Origin of the sequence: Nocardia inohanensis NBRC 100128 (assembly GCF_001612945.1) — a bacterium.
GTDB lineage: Bacteria > Actinomycetota > Actinomycetes > Mycobacteriales > Mycobacteriaceae > Nocardia > Nocardia inohanensis.
Genome location: NZ_BDBK01000001.1, coordinates 813,613 through 833,699 on the forward strand (window position 1 = coordinate 813,613; position 20,087 = coordinate 833,699).

18 protein-coding genes are annotated in these 20,087 nt (G+C 68.4%); 17 read left to right on the forward strand and 1 reads right to left on the reverse strand.

The genetic code is table 11. From position 1 onward, the window contains the following. The first annotated feature begins 83 nt into the window (after nucleotides 1-83). The 17 genes from NI1_RS03940 (at nucleotide 84) to NI1_RS04020 (ending at nucleotide 19,141) form a co-directional block, all read left to right on the forward strand. On the forward strand, nucleotides 84-1,268 hold the full coding sequence (locus NI1_RS03940) for an ROK family transcriptional regulator (protein WP_067814069.1): 1,185 nt from the start codon (nucleotides 84-86) through the stop codon (nucleotides 1,266-1,268). A gap of 417 nt (nucleotides 1,269-1,685) precedes the next feature. Further along, the gene (gene pyrR / locus NI1_RS03945) at nucleotides 1,686-2,321 is read left to right on the forward strand and encodes a bifunctional pyr operon transcriptional regulator/uracil phosphoribosyltransferase PyrR (protein WP_067814071.1); all 636 of its coding nucleotides are present in this window, start codon (nucleotides 1,686-1,688) and stop codon (nucleotides 2,319-2,321) included. Continuing rightward, nucleotides 2,318-3,283, forward strand: a complete 966-nt coding sequence (locus tag NI1_RS03950) for an aspartate carbamoyltransferase catalytic subunit (protein WP_067814073.1) — start codon at nucleotides 2,318-2,320, stop codon at nucleotides 3,281-3,283. The genes pyrR and NI1_RS03950 overlap by 4 nt, the downstream gene beginning before the upstream one ends. Next, a complete protein-coding gene (locus tag NI1_RS03955) occupies nucleotides 3,280-4,635 on the forward strand; it encodes a dihydroorotase (RefSeq protein WP_067814075.1) in 1,356 nt (451 codons plus the stop codon). The genes NI1_RS03950 and NI1_RS03955 overlap by 4 nt, the downstream gene beginning before the upstream one ends. Continuing rightward, on the forward strand, nucleotides 4,635-5,135 hold the full coding sequence (locus NI1_RS03960; protein ID WP_067814077.1) for a PH-like domain-containing protein: 501 nt from the start codon (nucleotides 4,635-4,637) through the stop codon (nucleotides 5,133-5,135). The genes NI1_RS03955 and NI1_RS03960 overlap by 1 nt, the downstream gene beginning before the upstream one ends. Next, nucleotides 5,132-6,268 carry a glutamine-hydrolyzing carbamoyl-phosphate synthase small subunit gene (carA, locus tag NI1_RS03965; RefSeq protein WP_067814079.1) on the forward strand — a complete coding sequence of 379 codons (1,137 nt, stop codon included), beginning with the start codon at nucleotides 5,132-5,134 and terminating at the stop codon, nucleotides 6,266-6,268. Before NI1_RS03960 ends, carA begins: the two co-directional genes overlap by 4 nt. Next, on the forward strand, nucleotides 6,268-9,573 hold the full coding sequence (gene carB / locus NI1_RS03970) for a carbamoyl-phosphate synthase large subunit (protein WP_067814081.1): 3,306 nt from the start codon (nucleotides 6,268-6,270) through the stop codon (nucleotides 9,571-9,573). The genes carA and carB overlap by 1 nt, the downstream gene beginning before the upstream one ends. Before the next feature lie 2 nt (nucleotides 9,574-9,575). Further along, the gene (gene pyrF, locus NI1_RS03975; protein WP_067814083.1) at nucleotides 9,576-10,400 is read left to right on the forward strand and encodes an orotidine-5'-phosphate decarboxylase; all 825 of its coding nucleotides are present in this window, start codon (nucleotides 9,576-9,578) and stop codon (nucleotides 10,398-10,400) included. A gap of 101 nt (nucleotides 10,401-10,501) precedes the next feature. Next, nucleotides 10,502-11,335, forward strand: a complete 834-nt coding sequence (locus NI1_RS03980; RefSeq protein WP_157534935.1) for a patatin-like phospholipase family protein — start codon at nucleotides 10,502-10,504, stop codon at nucleotides 11,333-11,335. A gap of 70 nt (nucleotides 11,336-11,405) precedes the next feature. After that, nucleotides 11,406-11,825, forward strand: a complete 420-nt coding sequence (locus NI1_RS03985; protein ID WP_084522516.1) for a VOC family protein — start codon at nucleotides 11,406-11,408, stop codon at nucleotides 11,823-11,825. A 620-nt stretch (nucleotides 11,826-12,445) separates the two neighbouring features. Next, nucleotides 12,446-12,769, forward strand: coding sequence for an integration host factor, actinobacterial type (mihF, locus tag NI1_RS03990; RefSeq protein WP_033086940.1), 324 nt, complete (start codon nucleotides 12,446-12,448; stop codon nucleotides 12,767-12,769). 7 nt (nucleotides 12,770-12,776) lie between these two features. After that, nucleotides 12,777-13,361 (forward strand): guanylate kinase, encoded by a 585-nt coding sequence (gene gmk / locus NI1_RS03995; RefSeq protein ID WP_067814085.1) that lies wholly within the window; start codon nucleotides 12,777-12,779, stop codon nucleotides 13,359-13,361. Between the two features lie 40 nt (nucleotides 13,362-13,401). After that, complete coding sequence (gene rpoZ, locus NI1_RS04000; RefSeq protein ID WP_067713345.1) at nucleotides 13,402-13,680, forward strand: DNA-directed RNA polymerase subunit omega; 279 nt, start codon at nucleotides 13,402-13,404, stop codon at nucleotides 13,678-13,680. Continuing rightward, nucleotides 13,646-14,908 carry a bifunctional phosphopantothenoylcysteine decarboxylase/phosphopantothenate--cysteine ligase CoaBC gene (coaBC, locus tag NI1_RS04005; RefSeq protein ID WP_067814087.1) on the forward strand — a complete coding sequence of 421 codons (1,263 nt, stop codon included), beginning with the start codon at nucleotides 13,646-13,648 and terminating at the stop codon, nucleotides 14,906-14,908. The genes rpoZ and coaBC overlap by 35 nt, the downstream gene beginning before the upstream one ends. A 199-nt stretch (nucleotides 14,909-15,107) precedes the next feature. After that, on the forward strand, nucleotides 15,108-16,322 hold the full coding sequence (gene metK / locus NI1_RS04010; protein ID WP_084522517.1) for a methionine adenosyltransferase: 1,215 nt from the start codon (nucleotides 15,108-15,110) through the stop codon (nucleotides 16,320-16,322). Nucleotides 16,323-16,418: 96 nt separating this feature from the next. Then, a complete protein-coding gene (locus NI1_RS04015) occupies nucleotides 16,419-18,815 on the forward strand; it encodes a primosomal protein N' (RefSeq protein ID WP_218026700.1) in 2,397 nt (798 codons plus the stop codon). 101 nt (nucleotides 18,816-18,916) lie between these two features. Next, complete coding sequence (locus tag NI1_RS04020) at nucleotides 18,917-19,141, forward strand: hypothetical protein (protein WP_067814092.1); 225 nt, start codon at nucleotides 18,917-18,919, stop codon at nucleotides 19,139-19,141. 45 nt (nucleotides 19,142-19,186) lie between these two features. Here NI1_RS04020 and NI1_RS04025 read toward each other — a convergent pair whose 3' ends face one another. Beyond that, the gene (locus NI1_RS04025) at nucleotides 19,187-20,032 is read right to left on the reverse strand and encodes an SDR family oxidoreductase (protein ID WP_067814094.1); all 846 of its coding nucleotides are present in this window, start codon (nucleotides 20,030-20,032) and stop codon (nucleotides 19,187-19,189) included. Between the last annotated feature and the right edge of the window lie 55 nt (nucleotides 20,033-20,087).

Here is a 20,087-nt window from a genome sequence, read left to right on the forward strand (position 1 = left end):
AGTTAAATTCCTTTACTATTTCAGTCAAGGGGTGGGCCCGATTGTCTACAGTCGGCTCCACAGCGGATCGGGATCGGAGGGTTGTGGACGAAGTCCCTTGGAACAGGCAGCGTTTGCGCAGCAACAACGAATGGCTGCTGCTCGAACAGTTGCGCGCCACCGGTGCGGCCTCCCGCGCGCAACTCGCCCGCGATACCGGGCTGTCCAAGCCGACGGTGTCCAGTGCACTGGCGGCGCTCGAAGCGCACGGCCTGGTCCGGGAGATGGGCACCGTCGTGCCCGAACGCGGGCGCACCGCGGTGCTGTACGAGCCGGACCCCACCGCCGGCTATGTGCTCGGCATCGATGTGGGCCGGGCGCGGTTGCGGGCCGCGGTGGCGGACATGTCGGGAAAGGTGCTGTCCCGCATAGACGTTCCCAATCGCGCCCGCAATGCCACCGCGCTCGCGCAGATCGCCGTCGAGGCCGCGCGGGAAACGTTGAGCGAAGCGGAGATTCCCATCGACCGCGTCGTGCACGCCGCTCTAGGCAGCCCGGGCGTGTTCGATCCGCAGGACGGCCGCGTGCACTACGCCGTCAACCTCCCCGGCTGGGGCCGCGCGGGCGTACTCGACGAAATCCGCGACCGGCTCGGCGGACCCGAACTGTCCATGCACAATGACGCCAATCTGGCGGCGCTGGGGGAGTATGCCTTCGGCGGGGGTCAGGGCAGCCGCCTGTTCGTCTATGTCCTGATCGGCACCGGCCTGGGCGTCGGAATCGTCTCGCGCGGAGAGCTTTTCACCGGAGCCCACGGTGCGGCCGGTGAAGTCGGTTTCCTGCCCGCCGCCTTCGGTGACACCAACGCGACCGCCTCGCGGCGCGGCGCGCTGGAAGAAGCTGTCTCCGCCGACGCCGTGGTGCGGGCGGCCCGCGAACGCGGCATGACCGGCCGCCTCACCGCGAAGACTGTTTTCGATGCCGCCCGCAGAGGCGACCCCGTGGCGGTCGAGGTGGTGCGCGCCGAAGGCGAGCGCATCGCCCTGGTGGTCGCCGCGGTCACCGCCGTCCTCGATCCCGACCTGATCATCGTCGGCGGCGGTCTGGGCCACAGCGCCGATCTCCTCCTCGATCAAGTACGCACCACCCTGCAACGCACCACCCCGCTCCGCCCGACCGTGGCCGCCAGTCACCTCGGTGACGACGCCGTCCTGCTGGGCGCGGTGGCCACCGCCCTGCGCATCGCCCGCCCGCTCGTCTTCGACCGCCGCACCCCGGCCGGCTCATGAACGGCGTCGCTTCCAAGCCTTCCGCTGCCCGCGTCAAAACCGGCGCGGGGCTTCCCCCGTCATTCCGGCGGGCGGGCTCCCTTTTGATTCCGGTGCGCGGGCTTCCCCTGTCATTCCGGCGCGGTTTCGGCCGGAATCCACACGGTTCGCTGGGGTGTGGATCCCGGCTGAAAGCATGCCGGGATGACGAAGCGGGGGCGTGAACCTGGCCACAGCGCCCGATGTTGCGCATAGCTGCCCGATAGCGGTTGCTGCCGGTAGGAAGGATTCCTGCTGGTCGTAGCGGCGCTGCGGGACTCGCGGTGGCGCGGTTGCCGAGGGGGTGCGGCGGCGGGCCGGTCCGGCGGCGCTGCTAGGGTGACCACTCGAAAGACATCCTTTAACGGACCGTCCAGTGAGGCGGGGAAGGAGGTCGGCATGGCTGTGCCCGAAGATCGGGCTGCCAAGTCGAGCGCTGCCGAGCATTCGCAGCGGCACGATCCCGAGCAGATCAATGCCGGTCGTGAGCTGCTGTCGGATTCGGATGTCGGCCGCACCATCGCCCGCATGGCGCACCAGATCATCGAGAAGACCGCCGTCGATTCCGCCGATCCGGCTGTCCCGCGCGTCGTGCTCATCGGAATCCCCACGCGCGGAACCACGCTGGCCAATCGACTGGCCGCGAAGATCGAGGAGTTCGCCGGGGTGCGCCCCGCCGTCGGATCCCTGGACATCACCCTTTACCGCGATGACCTGCGCAGCAAGCCGCATCGCCCGCTGGAACGCACCTCGGTGCCGGAGGGCGGGATCGAGGACGCGCTGGTGGTGCTGGTCGACGATGTGCTGTTCTCCGGCCGCACGGTCCGCTCCGCCCTGGACGGACTGCGCGATCTGGGCCGCCCGCGTGCGGTGCAGCTGGCGGTGCTGATCGACCGCGGGCATCGGGAACTGCCGATCCGCGCGGACTACGTAGGCAAGAACGTGCCCACCTCGCGCACCGAGGACATCTCGGTGCTGCTGCGTGAGCACGACGGTCGTGATGGTGTGTACCTGCGTCAGGAGGGCGAACTGTGAGGCATCTGCTGTCGGTCACCGATCTGGACCGCGACACTGCCACCGGTTTGCTGGATGACGCCGAACGGTTCGAGCAGGCGCTGCTGGGCCGGGAGGTCAAGAAGCTGCCGACGCTGCGCGGGCGCACTGTCATGACGGTGTTCTTCGAGAACTCCACCCGCACCCGGGTCTCCTTCGAGGTGGCCGGCAAGTGGATGAGCGCCGACGTCATCAATGTGAGCGCGTCGAGTTCCTCTGTCTCCAAGGGCGAGTCGCTGCGCGATACCGCGCTGACCCTGCACGCGGCGGGCGCGGACGCGCTCATCGTGCGGCATCCGGCCTCCGGTGCGGCGCATCAGATCGCGCGCTGGTTCCACGAGATGAACGACGGCGCAAGCGGTTACGCGGGCCCCGGCCCGGCCATCATCAATGCCGGTGACGGCATGCACGAGCACCCGACCCAGGCGCTGCTTGATGCCCTGACCCTGCGTCAGCGCCTCGGCGACCTGGAGGGCAAGCGGGTGGTGCTGGTCGGCGACATCCTGCACAGCCGGGTCGCGCGCTCGAATGCGTTCCTGCTCAGCACTCTTGGCGCCGAGGTCGTGCTGGTCGCCCCGCGCACCCTGTTGCCGGTCGGTGTCGAAGCGTGGCCGGTGCGCGTCTCCAATTCTCTCGATGCCGAACTGCCGGGCGCGGACGCGGTCATGATGCTGCGTGTGCAGGCCGAGCGCATGAACGGCGGCTTCTTCCCGTCGGCACGCGAATACTCGATCAACTACGGCATGAACGAGCGTCGCCTGAAGATGCTCGACGAGCATGCGGTGGTGTTGCACCCCGGCCCCATGCTGCGCGGTATGGAGATCGCCCCGGCGGTCGCCGATTCGCCGAAAGCCGCTGTGCTGCAACAGGTCAACAATGGTGTCCATATGCGCATGGCGGTGCTCTTCCGCCTGCTGGCCGGAACCGACGAGGTGGTGGCATGAGCAAGATCCTTATTCATAACGTCCGTCTCTACGGTGAGGGCGACCCGGTCGACGTGCTGCTGGCCGACGGAGAGATCGCCGAGATCGGCAGCGGTATCGCGGCCGGTGAGGCCGAGGTCATCGACGCCACCGGACAGGTGCTGCTGCCCGGCTTCATCGACCTGCACACGCACCTGCGCGAGCCGGGCCGGGAAGACACCGAGACCATCGAAAGCGGTTCCGCCGCAGCGGCTCTCGGCGGCTATACCGGCGTGTTCGCCATGGCCAACACCAACCCGGTCGCCGATTCGGTGGTCGTCACCGATCACGTGTGGCGGCGCGGCCAGGAAGTCGGCCTGGTCGACGTGTATCCGGTGGGTGCGGTCACCGTCGGCCTCGAAGGCAAGCAGCTCGCCGAAATGGGCACCATGGCAGCGGGTGTCGGCAACGTCCGCATGTTCTCCGACGACGGCATGTGCGTCTACGACCCGCTGATCATGCGCCGCGCCCTCGAATACGCGAACACCCTGGGCGTGCTCATCGCGCAGCACGCCGAGGAGCCGCGCCTCACCAAGGGTGCTGTGGCGCACGAGGGTCCGAACGCCGCCCGCCTGGGCCTGGCCGGTTGGCCGCGTGCCGCCGAGGAATCCATCGTGGCGCGGGACGCGCTGCTGGCCCGCGATGCCGGGGCGCGCGTGCACATCTGCCACGCCTCCACCGCAGGCACCGTCGAACTCCTGAAATGGGCCAAGGCCCAAGGGATTTCGATCACCGCCGAGGTGACCCCGCACCACCTGCTCCTGGACGACTCGCGCCTGGAGACCTACGACGCGGTGAACCGGGTCAACCCGCCGCTGCGCGAATCCTCCGACGTGGCCGCGCTGCGCCAGGCCCTGGCCGAGGGCGTCATCGACTGTGTCGCCACCGACCACGCCCCGCACGCCGAGCAGGACAAGTGCTGCGAGTTCGCGGCCGCCCGCCCCGGCATGCTCGGCCTGGAGACCGCGCTCTCGATCATCGTGCAGACCATGGTCAACCCGGGCCTGCTCGACTGGCGCGGCGTCGCCCGGGTGATGAGCGAGAACCCGGCACGCATTGTCGGACTCGACGATCAGGGCCGGCCGCTGGCCGTGGGCGAACCCGCCAACCTGACGCTGGTCGATCCGAATGCCGAGTGGACGGTCGAGGCGAAGAACCTGGCCTCGATCTCCCGCAACACCCCCTTCCAGTCGATGACCCTGCCCGCGAAGGTGACCACCACCTTCCTGCGCGGCCGGATCACCGCCCGGGACGGGGTGGCCGCCGCGCCGCGCGGTGGCGACGAGGTCTTCGCCGGTGGCGACCGGCGGGTGGGGAACCGAGGAGGTCCGTAATGGAGCGAACGCTGTGGGTGGTCGGAATGCTCGCACTGTTTGTGCTGAGCATCTGGGGCATGTATCGAGCCTGGAACGGGCGAGCCCAGCGACAGGCGGCGGCGATCGGCGAGCTGCCCGCGGTGCCGGGTGATTGCGGAGCGCAACTGCTCGAACCGACCACCGGGATGTATCTCGGCAGCACCCTGGCCCCCAGCTGGATTCAGCGAATCACGGTGGGCGACCTGGGCTTCCGGGCCACAGCGGAACTCACCCGCTTCGAGCGCGGCATCTTGCTCGAGCGGGACGGGACGGGGCCGATCTGGATTCCCGAGGAATCCATAACGGCGGTCCGCGCCGAACGCGGGCATGCGGGCAAGGTGATGACGGCAGATGGTGTGCTGGTCATTCGCTGGAAATTGCCGACGGGAACCGAGGTGGATACCGGTTTCCGCGGAGACGACAAGACGGTGTACCCGGCCTGGACGGGTGCGATGACGGGAGACGAGGCAGAGGCATGAGCGGCGATAAGGGCGGGCTGGGGGACACCAGTGCCGTGATGGTGCTCGAGGACGGACGCGTTTTCCGCGGCTCGACCTTCGGCGCCGTCGGACAGACTTTGGGTGAAGCGGTTTTCTGCACGGCCATGACCGGCTACCAGGAAACCCTCACCGATCCGAGCTACGACCGGCAGATCGTGGTGGCCACGGCCCCGCAGATCGGCAATACGGGCTGGAACGACGAGGACGACGAATCCTCGAAGATCTGGGTCGCCGGATACGCCGTGCGCGACCCCTCGCGCCGCGTCTCCAACTGGCGCGCCAACCGCAGCTTGCAGACCGAGCTGGAGAACCAGAACGTCGTCGGCATCGCGGGTATCGACACCCGCGCGCTGGTGCGGCACCTGCGCAACTCCGGTTCCATGAAGGCGGGCATCTTCTCCGGTGAGTCCCTCGCCGACTACGAGGAGCTGCTCGCCCGGGTCACCGGCCAGCCTTCGATGCTGGGCGCGGACCTGGCCGGTGAGGTCTCGACCGACGAGATGTACACCATCGACCCGATCGGCGAGCACCGATTCACCGTCGTGGCAGTCGATCTCGGCATCAAGTCCAACACCCCGCGCATGTTCGCCCAGCGCGGCATGCGGGTGCACGTGGTGCCTTCGAACGTGACCCTGGACCAGATCAAGGAACTCAACCCGAACGGCGTGTTCCTGTCCAACGGTCCGGGCGACCCGGCCACCGCCGACGCGCAGGTGGCTTTGACCCAGGGAATCCTGGGTGAGAACCTGCCGCTGTTCGGCATCTGCTTCGGCAACCAGATCCTGGGCCGGGCGCTCGGACGCGGCACCTACAAGATGAAGTTCGGCCACCGCGGCATCAATGTGCCGGTCATCGAACATCATTCGGGCCGCATCTCCATCACCGCGCAGAACCACGGCTTCGCCCTCGAAGGCGAACGCGGCGAGGTCTTCGACACCCCGTTCGGCAAGGCCGAGGTCAGCCACGTCTGCGCCAATGACGGTGTCGTCGAAGGCGTACAGCTGGTCAACGGCCGCGCCTTCTCCGTGCAGTACCACCCCGAGGCCGCGGCCGGACCCCACGACGCCGCCTACCTGTTCGATCGCTTTGCCATGCTGATGGAAGGAGCCTGATGCCACGCCGTACCGACCTCAATCACATCCTGGTGATCGGCTCGGGCCCGATCGTCATCGGCCAGGCTTGTGAGTTCGACTATTCGGGAACCCAGGCGTGTCGCGTCCTGCGGTCGGAGGGCCTGCGCGTGTCGCTGGTCAACTCCAACCCGGCCACCATCATGACCGACCCGGAGTTCGCCGACGCGACGTATGTCGAGCCGATCACCCCGGAATTCGTCGAGAAGGTCATCGCCAAGGAGCGCCCGGACGCGATCCTGGCGACCCTGGGCGGGCAGACCGCGCTCAATGCCGCTGTCGCACTGCACGAGAACGGTGTGCTCGAGAAGTACAACGTCGAGCTGATCGGCGCGGACTTCGAGGCCATCCAGCGCGGTGAGGACCGGCAGAAGTTCAAGGACATCGTCGCCAAGGTCGGCGGCGAGTCGGCGCGCTCCAAGGTCTGCTTCACCATGGCCGAGGTGCGCGAAACCGTTGCGGAACTGGGCTTCCCGGTCGTCGTGCGCCCCTCCTTCACCATGGGCGGCCTGGGCTCCGGCATGGCCTACAACCACGAGGATCTCGATCGCATCGCCGGCGGCGGCCTGGCTGCCTCGCCGACCGCGAACGTGCTCATCGAGGAATCCATCCTGGGCTGGAAGGAATTCGAGCTCGAGCTCATGCGCGACGGCAAGGACAATGTCGTCATCGTCTGCTCGATCGAGAACGTGGACCCGATGGGCGTGCACACCGGTGACTCGGTCACCGTCGCCCCGGCCATGACCCTCACCGACCGCGAATACCAGAAGATGCGCGATCTCGGCATCGCGATTCTGCGCGAGGTCGGCGTCGACACCGGCGGCTGCAATATCCAGTTCGCGGTCGATCCCAAGGACGGTCGCCTGATCGTCATCGAGATGAACCCGCGCGTCTCGCGGTCCTCGGCATTGGCTTCCAAGGCAACGGGTTTCCCGATCGCCAAGATCGCCGCCAAGCTGGCCATCGGCTACACCCTCGACGAGATCGTCAACGACATCACCGGCGAGACCCCGGCCTGCTTCGAGCCCACCCTCGACTACGTCGTGGTCAAGGCTCCGCGCTTCGCCTTCGAGAAGTTCCCGGGCGCCGACACCACGCTGACCACCACCATGAAGTCGGTCGGCGAGGCAATGTCCATGGGCCGCAACTTCTCCGAAGCCCTCGGCAAGGTGCTGCGCTCGCTGGAGACCAAGGCCACCGGCTTCTGGACGCTGCCCGACGGCGAGTGGACCGACGTTCAGGCCGTCCTCGACGACCTGAAGGTGCCCACCGAAGGCCGTATCTACCAGGTGGAGCGGGCGCTGCGCCTGGGCGCGAGCATCGAAGACGTCGCCGCCGCCTCGGGCATCGACCCGTGGTTCGTGGCCGAGGTCGCCGGATTGGTGGAACTGCGCCAGGAGATCATCGACGCCCCGGTGCTGGACGAGTCGCTGCTGCGCAACGCCAAGCACTACGGCCTCTCCGATCGCCAGATCGCCGCGCTGCGACCGGAACTCGCGGGTGAGGCCGGCGTGCGCGAACTGCGCCACCGGCTCGGCATCCGCCCGGTGTACAAGACCGTCGACACCTGCGCCGCCGAGTTCGAGGCCAAGACCCCGTACCACTACTCGGCCTACGAGCTGGACCCCGCCGCGGAATCCGAAGTGGCGCCGCAGCGGGAGCGGGAGAAGGTCATCATCCTGGGCTCCGGCCCGAACCGCATCGGCCAGGGCATCGAGTTCGACTACTCGTGTGTGCATGCGGCGCAGACCCTTTCGGACGCGGGCTACGAGACCATCATGGTCAACTGCAACCCCGAGACCGTCTCCACCGACTACGACACCGCCGATCGTCTCTACTTCGAGCCGCTCACCTTCGAGGACGTGCTCGAGGTGTACCACGCCGAAACCGAGTCGGGCAGCGTCGCGGGCGTCATCTGCCAGCTGGGCGGGCAGACTCCGCTGGGCCTGGCGCAGCGCCTGACCGATGCGGGCGTGCCCGTGGTCGGCACCTCGGCGGCCGCCATCGACCTGGCCGAGGATCGCGGCGAGTTCGGCGATGTGCTTGTCGCAGCCGGTCTTCCGGCCCCCAAGTACGGCACCGCCACCACCTTCCCGCAGGCCAAGAAGATCGCCAACGAGATCGGCTACCCGGTCCTGGTGCGTCCTTCCTATGTGCTCGGCGGGCGCGGCATGGAGATCGTCTACGACGAGCAGTCCCTCGAGGACTACATCTCCCGCGCCACCGAGATCACTCCGGACCACCCGGTGCTGGTCGACCGGTTCCTGGAAGACGCCATCGAGATCGACGTCGACGCGCTCTGCGACGGCGAAGAGGTGTACCTGGGCGGCGTCATGGAGCACATCGAAGAGGCCGGTATCCACTCCGGCGACTCGGCGTGCGCCCTGCCCCCGATCACCCTGGGCCGCAGCGATATCGAGGCCGTGCGCCGCTCCACCGCCGCGCTCGCCAAGGGCATCGGGGTCAAGGGGCTGCTGAACGTGCAGTACGCGCTCAAGGACGACGTGCTCTACGTCCTCGAAGCCAACCCGCGCGCCAGCCGCACCGTGCCGTTCGTCTCCAAGGCCACCGCGGTGTCCCTGGCGAAGGCCGCGGCGCGCATCGCCTTGGGTGCCACCATCGCCGAACTCCGCAAGGAGGGCCTGCTGCTGGCCGAGGGCGACGGCGGCTACGCCCCGTTCGACGCGCCGGTCGCGGTCAAGGAAGCGGTCCTGCCCTTCCACCGCTTCCGCCGCCCCGACGGCACCGGCATCGACTCGCTGCTCTCCCCGGAGATGAAGTCCACCGGTGAGGTCATGGGCATCGACGCCGACTTCGGCACCGCCTTCGCCAAGAGCCAGGCCGCCGCCTACGGTTCGCTGCCGACCGAGGGCACCGCCTTCGTCTCGATCGCCAACCGCGACAAGCGCGCCATGGTCTTCCCGGTGAAGCGCCTGCACGATCTCGGCTTCCGCATCCTGGCCACCGACGGCACCGCGGAGATGCTGCGCCGCAACGGCATTCCGTGCGAGCGGGTGCGCAAGCAGTCCGACGCCGCCACCGATCAGCCCAGCATCGTGGACATGATCAAGGACGGCGACGTCGACATCGTGTTCAACACCCCGTACGGCAACAACGGCCCGCGCGTGGACGGTTACGAGATCCGTACCGCCGCGGTCGGCGCGAACATCCCGTGCATCACCACCGTGCAGGGTGCGGCCGCGGCCGTGCAGGGCATCGAGGCCACCATCAACGGCGGCATCGGCGTGCGGTCCCTGCAAGAACTCCACGCCACCCTGCGAGGCTGAGCATGACGAGTTTCGGTGTGCGGCTGCGGGCAGCGATGCGCGCGCACGGTCCGCTGTGCGTGGGCATCGACCCGCATCCGCCGCTGCTGCGGGCCTGGGGATTGTCCGAGGACGTGACCGGGCTCAAAGCCTTCGCCGACGCCTGCGTCGAAGCGTTCGCGGGCCGGGTCGCGCTGGTCAAACCGCAGGTGGCGTTCTTCGAGACCTACGGTTCCGGCGGAATCATGGTGCTGGAGGAGGCGATCGGCGAACTGCGCGAGGCCGGCACCCTGGTGCTCGCCGACGCCAAGCGCGGCGATATCGGCTCCACCATGGATGCCTACGCGCACGCCTGGCTCGGTGACGGCCCGCTCGGCTCCGACGCGGTGACGGTGTCGCCGTACCTCGGATTCGGTTCCCTCGCACCGGCTCTGGAGCTGGCGCGGGCCAACGGCCGCGGCGTCTTCGTGCTCGCCGCCACCTCCAACCCGGAAGCGGCGGAGCTGCAACGCATCACCGGCCCGGACGGCCGCAGCATCGCCCAGCGCATGGTCGACGACGCGGCGGCGGCCAACGCCGGAACCGAATTCGGTTCCGTCGGTGTGGTCGTCGGCGCGACCCTCACCGAAGCGCCCGACCTGTCGGCGCTCAACGGCCCGATCCTGATGCCGGGCGTCGGCGCACAGGGCGGGGGAGCGGACGACATCCGCAAACTCGTTCCCGCGAGCGACTTGGGCGCGGTGCTGCCCAATGTCTCCCGCGAGGTGCTCAAGGCCGGACCGTCGGTGACCGCGCTCCAGGAGAAAGTGGCCGAACTGGCCGCCGAATTCGCCTTCCTGCAAGGCTGATTCGAAGCTTGTGACGGGGACACGGCCCACGGCGGGCCGTGTCCCCGCCGCATTTCCCGGTGCCGTGCCCGGCCGGGGCGGCGGCGGGTTACAGTGGCGGCATGTCCGATGCGATGCCGCCCAATGGAATTCGTCACGCCCTCGTGCTCGGTGGAGGCGGCGCGGTCGGCCTGAGCTGGATGGCCGGGCTGGTCACGGCCCTGCGCGAGGCCGGGATCGACCTGGGCGCGGCCGACCGCATCATCGGCACCTCGGCCGGTTCCATCGTCGGCACCGTCCTGGCCTGCGGCGGCGATATCGGCCGGGTACTGGCGCCGCCGTCGCCCGACACCCCGTCCATCAACTTCGATATGGCGGCCTTCTCCGAAGTGCTGGGCATTCTCATGACACCGGGAATCCGCGCCTCCGAAGCCTGGCAGCGGGCCGGAGCCCGGGTGCTGGAAATGCCGCTCGGCGACCCGGAAACGCATGTGGCGCGCATGGCCGGGCTCACCGGTGCGACCGAATGGCCGGACCGGGATCTGGTCATCACCGCCATCGACGTCACCGACGGTGAATTCCGCGCGCTGACCAAAGCCGACGGCGTCCCCCTGGACCGGGCCGTCGCCGCCAGCACCTGCGCGCCCGCCGTCTTCCCGCCCATCCCGATCGACGGCCACCATTACATGGACGGCGGCCTGCGCTCGCCCGTCAATGCCGATCTCGCCGCGGGGGCCGAGATGATCGTCATCGTCGAACCGCTCGCCCACCTGTTCCCGCGCTCGCCCAAGGACGCCGAACTCGGCAGCGGCACAGTGTTTTCCATCGTTCCCGATGCGGATGCCATCGGCCCGAACGTCTTCGACCCGGCCCAGCTGATACCGGCCCACGAAGCCGGGGTACGCCAGGGGCACGAGCTCGCCCCGCGCCTGAAGGACATCTGGCCGGCGGCGTAATCCGGAACCCGCTAGCCGGCACCGGGTCTCACTAGGCTGCACAGCAGCAACCAGGTGAAAGGTGTGACCCGTGTCCGATAACGAACTCGGCCTGCTCTCGTACGGCCAAACTCGTGTTCTGGTGGACGATTTCGCCACCAGCTTCCGCTTCTATCGCGACGTCCTGGGCCTGCCGCTCAAGGATGCTCCGGGGGATGCCCCGCGCTCCGACGACGGCCCGTACGCGTGCTTCGCCGTGCAGGGCAACGACCTCGCGTTGTTCACCCGCGCGTACCTGGACGCCGCCATCGGGGCCGAGCACCGGCAGCGGCCGGACGTGGACGGCGTCGTCATCGTGCTGCGCGTGGAGAACGTGGACGCCGCGGCGAAGATCCTGCGCGCCCGCGGCGTCGACCTCGTCTCCGAGCCCGCCGATCAGGCCGCCTGGGGCATGCGCGTGATGCACCTGCGTGCCCCGGAAGGCACCCTGATCGAGCTCTGCGAGTACTGACCGCTCGGTATGAAAATGCGCTGATCGCGGCCCGGATTGTTCGCTCTCCGCGAAATCGGACAAAGCGGCTCCGGGCCGCGGGAAGACCCGTATCGCTCCCGTCTCGCGAACGATCGCTCAGTGCCCCGCTGCCGCCGGGGAGCCCCCGATGCGTCCAGGGAACTACACCGATGTGTTTTCACCCCGTCAGGACCGCTCCAGGCGGCATTTAGCGTGGTCCGGCGGGTAGCCGTACGACCGGTTCGGTGCTCGCCGGCCACCCGCTGTGAAGCGCGACACGCGGTGCAGTTTTTGCGCGACACGCCGATGAATCCAAGAAAGATCCTGGTCGCGTGATTACAGCTCGGTCACGGTTTCCGCACCACCCTCGGCGCACCTCTTCGAACCTGGGTTCGAACGTGAAAAACCGCTGGCCGCAAGGCTATTCGTGGCACCCGGAGTAGGATCGTCGCAGCCGTCCGGGGACAGTCCGCGAGGATGCCCGTTCGGCGGGGTCGTGCCCGGAATCACGCGCTGACCTGGGGGGTGGGTTCGCAATCGACAAGCGTCGTGGGTACGGTCGCTGAGACCACCGGGTTACCGGAGGTAGATCAAGCAATGAACGATGAGACGGAGGAACCGTGGCCCTTCCCCAGCTGACTGACGAGCAGCGCGCCGCTGCTTTGGAGAAGGCGGCTGCCGCTCGCCGCGCTCGGGCGGAGCTCAAGGAGCGCTTGAAGCGTGGCGGTACCGATCTGAAGACGGTCCTTGCCGATGCCGAGAAGGACGAAGTTCTCGGCAAGATGAAGGTGTCGGCTCTGCTCGAGGCTCTGCCGAAGGTAGGCAAGGTCAAGGCGGCCGAAATCATGAGCGAACTGGAGATCGCTCCCACTCGCCGCCTGCGCGGACTGGGCGACCGGCAGCGTAAGGCGCTGCTGGCCCGGTTCGACTTCAGCGCCGAATAATCCGAGGGTGGTCGAACACACTCGGAAGGGTCGACTGGTAGTCCTGGTCGGCCCCTCGGCCGTCGGTAAGTCCACCGTTGTGCGCTGCGTGCGTGAACGGCTGCCCGAATTGGTATTCAGTGTGTCGGCCACCACCCGGGCCCCCCGGCCCGGTGAGGTGGATGGACGCGACTACCGATTCGTGTCCCGTGAGGAATTCGACGCCATGATCACGGCGGACGAGTTGCTCGAATGGGCCGATATCCACGGTGGATTGCAGCGGTCGGGTACTCCGGCCGCACCTGTGCGAGCAGCGCTCGCGTCCGGACACCCGGTTCTGATCGAGGTGGACCTGGAAGGCGCACGCTCGATTCGCAAGTCCATGCCGGAGGCCGCCCTGGTCTTCCTGGCCCCGCCCAGCTGGGATGAGCTGGTGTCCCGCCTGACCTCGCGCGGGACCGAATCGCCCGAGGTCATCGAGCGTCGATTGCAGACGGCTCGGACCGAATTGGCGGCCTGTGACGAGTTCGACATCGTCATCGTGAACGACGAGGTGACCAGCGCCTGCGAGCAGTTGGTATCCTTGTTCGTTAGCTCGAATTCGGGTTCTTGACCCGCATCCCATTCCGAACAACCCCGCAGGAGCCTTCCTAGTGAGTACGGACATCAAGACCGCGCCCGCCTACGACACTCCGGTCGGCCTCACCAACCCGCCGATCGACGAACTGCTGGAGCGGACTTCGTCCAAGTACGCGCTGGTCATCTACGCGGCCAAGCGGGCCCGGCAGATCAACGATTACTACAACCAGCTCGGCGACGGCATTCTCGAATACGTCGGTCCGCTGGTCGAGCCGGGTCTCCAGGAGAAGCCGCTGTCGGTGGCCATGCGCGAGATCCATGCCGACCTGCTCGAGCACTCCGAAGGCGAGTAGTTCCGCGGTGACCCGGATCGTCGTCGGAGTCGGCGGCGGAATCGCCGCTTACAAGAGCTGCAACCTCGTGCGCCGGTTTACCGAAACCGGGCACGAGGTTCGTGTCATTCCCACCGAGTCGGCGCTGGAATTCGTCGGCAAGGCCACCTTCGAAGCGCTTTCGGGGCATCCCGTGCACACCGGTGTCTTCGCCGATGTGCCGCAGGTGCCGCATGTGCGCCTCGGCCAGGAGGCCGACCTGGTCGTCATCGCGCCCGCGACCGCGGACCTCATGGCCCGCGCCGCCCAGGGTCGCGCCGACGATCTCTTGACCGCCACTTTGCTGACCGCGCGATGTCCCGTGCTGTTCGCCCCGGCCATGCACACCGAAATGTGGGAGCATCCGGCCACCCGGGCGAATGTCGCGACGCTGCGGGCGCACGGTGCCGTAGTCATGGAGCCCGCTTCCGGGCGACTGACCGGTACCGATACCGGACCGGGCCGCCTGCCCGAGCCGGAGGAGATCTTCGGATTGGCGCGACTGCTGCTCGAACGCGCCGATGCGCTCCCGCGCGACCTCGAGGGTCGCCGGGTCGTCGTATCGGCCGGCGGCACCCGGGAACTGCTGGATCCCGTTCGCTTCCTGGGCAATCGGAGCTCCGGTAAACAGGGCTACGCATTGGCCCGCCTGGCCGCCCAGCGCGGCGCGACGGTGACGTTGATCGCGGGCAATACCGCCGGACTCGAACCGCCCGCGGCCGTCGAGGTGGTCAATGTGACCACCGCCGAACAGCTCAAGGTCGCGGTCGACAAGCACGCCCTCGGCGCCGACGCGGTCATCATGGCCGCGGCGGTCGCGGATTTCCGCCCGGTGAACGTGGCCGCGGCTAAAATCAAAAAGGGTGCGGGAGAACCGGATTCGATCGCACTCACCAAAACTCCGGACATCCTGGCCGGTCTGGTTCAAGCCCGTCGCGACGGGCAACTACCGGGCACCGCGATCGTCGGCTTCGCCGCCGAGACCGGGGACGAGCACGCCGATGTGCTCACCCACGCCCGCGCCAAACTGGCCCGTAAAGGCTGCGACCTCCTGGTGGTCAATGCCGTCGGCGAAGGCAAAGCCTTCGAAGTCGACACCAACGATGGCTGGCTGCTCGGTGCCGACGGCACCGAGATCGCCTTGGATCATGGATCCAAGGCACTGCTGGCCAGTCGAGTGCTCGATGCACTCGGTCCCTTGCTCCGCTGAAGCCTCGGCATCGCAGGGTTCGGACACGCCGGGAAATCCATCCCGGCAACTGTCTGAGTCACAATCTGTTCGGCATGGGGGCGGCTCGCCCCTGTGACGAACATATTGGAATAGTCTGAGACAAAGGGTTGTGCTGTCGCGCCGACGCGCTACTGTCGCAGCCCGATACGAGAAACCCGTTGAGGGAGAGGGAACAACTGTGCGCACGTCTGGCAGCCGCCTATTCACCAGTGAGTCCGTGACCGAGGGTCACCCGGACAAGATCTGTGATGCCATCAGCGATTCCATCCTCGACGCGTTGCTCGCGGCCGATCCGCGCAGCCGTGTCGCCGTGGAGACCCTGGTGACCACCGGTCAGGTGCACGTGGCCGGTGAGGTCACCACGTCGGCCTACGCCGATATCCCCACCATCGTTCGCGAGAAGGTCCTGGAGATCGGATACGACTCCTCGGCAAAGGGTTTCGACGGCGCGTCCTGCGGCGTGAACGTGGCCATCGGCGCGCAGTCGCCGGATATCGCTCAGGGCGTTGACCATTCGCACGAAGCCCGCGTCGGCGGCGAGGACGACGACATCGCCCGTCAGGGCGCCGGCGACCAGGGCCTGATGTTCGGTTACGCCACCATCGAGACCCCCGAGCTGATGCCGTTGCCGATCTCGTTGGCGCACAAGCTTTCCCGCCGCCTGACCGAGGTCCGCAAGTCCGGCGTGCTGCCGTACCTGCGTCCCGACGGCAAGACCCAGGTCACCATCGAATACGACGGGTCGATCCCGAAGCGCCTCGATACGGTCGTCATCTCGACCCAGCACGCCGCCGATATCGACCTCGACAACCTGCTCACCCCGGACATCCGCGAGAAGGTCGTCGACTCGGTGCTGGCCGAGCTGAAGCTGCCCAACCCCCTGGACACCTCGAACGTGCGCCTGCTGGTCAACCCGACCGGCAAGTTCGTGCTCGGTGGCCCGATGGGTGACGCCGGCCTGACCGGTCGCAAGATCATCGTCGACACCTACGGCGGCATGGCCCGCCACGGCGGCGGCGCCTTCTCCGGCAAGGATCCGTCGAAGGTCGACCGCTCGGCCGCCTACGCCATGCGCTGGGTCGCCAAGAACGTCGTCGCCGCCGGCCTGGCCGAGCGCACCGAGGTCCAGGTCGCCTACGCCATCGGCAAGGCCGCCCCCGTCGGCCTGTTCGTCGAGACCTTCGGCACCGAGCAGATCGACCCGGCCAAGATCTCCGCCGCCATCAGCGAGGTCTTCGACCTGCGCCCCGGCGCCATCATCCGCGATCTGGATCTGCTGCGCCCCATCTACGCCCCGACCGCCGCGTACGGCCACTTCGGCCGCACCGACGTCGACCTGCCCTGGGAGCGCACCGACCGCGCGGACAAGCTGCGTGCCGCCGCCGGGCTGTAATTGACCCACACCGAATCATCGACGGCGGGAGCGGAAACCCTCTGGGACTCCGCTCCCGCCGTCGTCGGTGCTCCCGCCCCGGTCGCGGATGCGGGCCTGTCCCGCCCGATCGCGCGCGTGCTGCCCCTGCTCGAACCCGCCCACCTCGACCGGGATTTCGATTACCTCGTCCCACCCGAAATGGACGAACTCGCCCAGCCCGGCGTCCGTGTCCGGGTGCGATTCTCGGGCCGGCTGGTCGACGGCTACATCCTCGAACGTCTCGAAAAGTCGCCGCACACCGGCAAACTCGTCCGCCTGGACCGCGTCGTCTCGGGCGAACGGGTCCTGACTCCCGAAATTCTGCGCCTGGTCACCGCGGTCGCCGCGCGGTACGCGGGTACCCGAGCCGACGTGCTGCGCTTGGCGATCCCGCCCCGTCACGCCAAGGTCGAAACCGAGGGCATCGAGAAGCCCCCGAAACCCGCCAAGCCGTCGCGTGCCTCGAAGAAGCGCGCCGCCGCATCGGCCACCACCGAATCGCTCGAACCCACCGCCGCGGATTCGCCTGTCGGTGCAGCGAGTTCGGCAGTCACCGCCGAGACCGAACCCACTCGAAATTCGTCACCTGACACGGCGGCGACCGGCGATATGAGTACCGCGGAACCCGCAGCGGTCGACGATATCGCCGCGCCGCTGGATGTGCCCGAGGCGGTTTCGACTGCGGTCGAGGGCCGGGACACCGATCAGGTGGAGTCCGGCGGAATGGCGGACACCCACGCGGCCGGCGACTCAGGGGAATTCAACCTCTCGGGAACGGAAGCGGCTGCCGGACAGTCGATTCCGGAGATGTTTCCGGGGTGGGGGCGGTACGCGCATGGGCATTCGTTCCTGGGGGCGCTGGCGGCGGGCCGGGGGCCGCGGGCCGGGTGGCAGGCCTTGCCGGGGGAGGATTGGGCGCGCCGGCTGGCCGAGATGGCGGCGGTGACGGTGCGGGGTGGGCGCAGCGTGGTGATCACGGTGCCGGATCAGCGGGATCTGGATCGGGTGCTGGCCGAATGTGTTGCGTTGGTGGGGGAGTCGGCGGTCGGGTTGTCGGCCGGGCTGGGGCCTTCGGCGCGGTATCGGCGATGGTTGTCGGTATTGCGGGGGGCGGCGCGGGTGGTGGTCGGTACGCGCAGTGCGGTGTTCGCGCCGGCGCGGGACCTGGGGCTGATCATTATCTGGGATGACGGAGACGACACCTTCGCCGAGCCGCGGTCGCCGTATCCGCATGCCCGGGAAGTCGCGATGTTGCGGGCCCACGAGACGGGGGCGGCGTTCGTGGCGGGCGGGTTCGCGCGCACCGCCGAGGTGCAGGCCATCGTCGAATCCGGTTGGGCGCATGATCTCGTCGCGGATCGGGCCGAGTTGCGGGCGGCGACGCCGCGCATCACTGCGCCGGGGGAGAGCGACACGGCGCTGGAGCGGGATCCCATCGCGAAGGCGATTCGAATTCCCGGTGCGGCTTTCCTGGCCGCCCGGCAGGCGCTGAACGAAGGGCTGCCGGTCCTGGTGCAGGTGCCGCGCCGCGGTTACGTGCCCGCGCTCGCCTGCGCGAAATGCCGCACCCCGGCTCGCTGCCGGCACTGCAACGGGCCGTTGGCCTTGCCCGAGAACGGTTCTCGCGCCGGGGGAGCGCCGGTGACCGGTTCTCGTGCCGACCTGGGCGTCACCGCGAGTCTGCGGCGGGGCGAGGACATCGCGCACAGTCCGCAGTGCCGGTGGTGCGGCATCACCGAGGCGGCGTTCCGGTGCGGGCACTGCGGGTCGCGTGCGCTGCGTGCGGTGGTGATCGGCGCGGCGCGGACCGCGGAAGAGCTGGGGCGGGCGTTTCCCGGTGTGCCGGTACGCGGTTCGGGCGGGTCGTCGATCCTGGATACGGTGCCCGCCGGGCCGCAGGTGGTGGTCGCCACCATCGGGGCCGAACCGCGGGTGCCCGGCGGCTATTCCGTCGCCATGCTGCTCGATGGCTGGGCCCTGCTGGGCCGGGCGGATCTGCGGGCCGCCGAGGATGCGTTGCGGCGCTGGATGTCGGCGGCAGCGCTGGTGCGCGCCAAAGGCCGGGTTTTCGTGATGGCGGATGCCGGACTGGCGACGGTACAGGCGCTGGTGCGGTGGGATCCGGTGGGGCATGCGCGATTCGAGCTCGAAGGTCGCACCGAAGTGCGGTTCCCGCCCGCCGTGCGGTTCGCGGCTGTCGACGGGACCACGGAGTCCATCGCCGAATTGCTGGGCGAGACGAAGCTCCCCGGCAATGTCGAGGTGCTCGGCCCGGTGCCACTGCCGCCGGGTGCGCGAAAGCCGTTCTCGTCCGGGGATTCTCCGGCCGAGGTGGAGCGGATGATCCTGCGGGTGGACAAGGCCGAGGGCGCGGCATTGTCGCGGGCGCTGACCGCCGCGCAGGCGGTGCGCAGCACCCACCGCTCGGACGCTCCGCTGCGCGTCCAGATCGACCCCATCGATATCGGCTGATGCCGGGGCCGGGGCGGCCGGCCGGATACGGGACCAAGGTCCCGGGAACGAGAGTCTTCGTCAACGATCGCTGCCGATCACGACCGGGCATAGTCGCCGACATGAATATCGACGCGATAGCTGTTCCGGCGCCCGACGAGGTCGAACGGCGGATGCTCACCGTCGGCTGCGCGGTGTGGTGGTCCCCGCAGGACGCGGCGTATATCGCGTTCAGCGTGGAGTTCCCCGAACTCGTCTGTGCCGATCACCGTTCGTCCATGGCCGCCCTCGAACGGCTGGAGGCCGAGATCCGCCGCGCGTTGCGGTCCGAATCCGTTGCAGCCTGAGTCACGAAGCGGGCTCGGCGGCAATGGATTACCGGGCTGTCACGCTCAGCGGAAGGCGACTACGGCGCGTCGCGCCCACTCGGCGTAGCCGGTCGCCGGGCGGCCCAGCACGCGTTCGACATCCGGACTGACCCGCAGTTCGTCGCCGGTCGGCGCGCCGAGGATGTCCAAGGTGTGCTCGGCCACCGATTCCGGCATGAAACGCAGCATGTTCGTGAGGGCCTGTGCCCGGGTCAGTTCGAGGAACCGCAACGGCTCCCCGAGCGCGGCCTCGAGCGCGGCCGCCTGCTCCCGTGGCGTGATCACCGCCGGTCCGGTGAGCGTATACACCTGCCCCGCATGCTTTTCGGTGCGCAGCGCCGTCGCCGCGACGGCCGCGATATCGGCCGGATCCACCAGCGGCAGGCCGGTGTCGCCGAACGGCGCGGCGATCATGCGCTCGGTGCGCACGGGTTCGATCCAGGCGTAGGAGTTGGTGAAGAATCCGCCCGGCCGCAGCACGGTCCACTCGAGATCGGAGGCGGCCAGGGCCTTTTCGAACTCCAGGGTGCGGGCGTATCCGTCACTGCCGGCCCGGGTCACCGCACCCTGCGAAGACACGAACACCACGCGCCGAACACCGTTTCGCGCAACGGTTTCCAGCACCTCGGCCGGCGGCGGGCCCATCACCAACTGCGGACCGGTGATGAGCAGGAACAATGCGTCCGCCCCGCTCACCGCCGAGCCCAGGCTGCCGAGGTCGCCGACGTCGCCGCGGCGGTGCTCCACGGCTTCGGGCAGGTCCACGGGCTTTTCGCCCCGCGATACCGCGACCACCTTCTCGCCCGCCGCGGCGAGCTCACGCACCAGCGCGCTGCCGATATTGCCGGTCGCACCCGTTACCACGATCATCTGTCTCACTCCTGAGTTAGTTGGCTGACTAAGAAGAACCATAGGGGTTCGAACC

Bases quoted from the DNA above. Each gene is read 5' to 3' on its own strand.
- coaBC (WP_067814087.1), top strand. From the start codon at position 13,646: ATGCCGACCTGCTCGAGCACTCCGAAGGCGAGTAGTTCCGCGGTGACC.
- pyrF (WP_067814083.1), top strand. From the start codon at position 9,576: ATGACGAGTTTCGGTGTGCGGCTGCGGGCAGCGATGCGCGCGCACGGT.
- NI1_RS03980 (WP_157534935.1), top strand. From the start codon at position 10,502: ATGTCCGATGCGATGCCGCCCAATGGAATTCGTCACGCCCTCGTGCTC.
- NI1_RS03960 (WP_067814077.1), top strand. From the start codon at position 4,635: ATGGAGCGAACGCTGTGGGTGGTCGGAATGCTCGCACTGTTTGTGCTG.
- NI1_RS04025 (WP_067814094.1), bottom strand. From the start codon at position 20,032: ATGATCGTGGTAACGGGTGCGACCGGCAATATCGGCAGCGCGCTGGTG.
- pyrR (WP_067814071.1), top strand. From the start codon at position 1,686: ATGGCTGTGCCCGAAGATCGGGCTGCCAAGTCGAGCGCTGCCGAGCAT.
- NI1_RS04020 (WP_067814092.1), top strand. From the start codon at position 18,917: ATGAATATCGACGCGATAGCTGTTCCGGCGCCCGACGAGGTCGAACGG.
- NI1_RS03955 (WP_067814075.1), top strand. From the start codon at position 3,280: ATGAGCAAGATCCTTATTCATAACGTCCGTCTCTACGGTGAGGGCGAC.
- carA (WP_067814079.1), top strand. From the start codon at position 5,132: ATGAGCGGCGATAAGGGCGGGCTGGGGGACACCAGTGCCGTGATGGTG.
- carB (WP_067814081.1), top strand. From the start codon at position 6,268: ATGCCACGCCGTACCGACCTCAATCACATCCTGGTGATCGGCTCGGGC.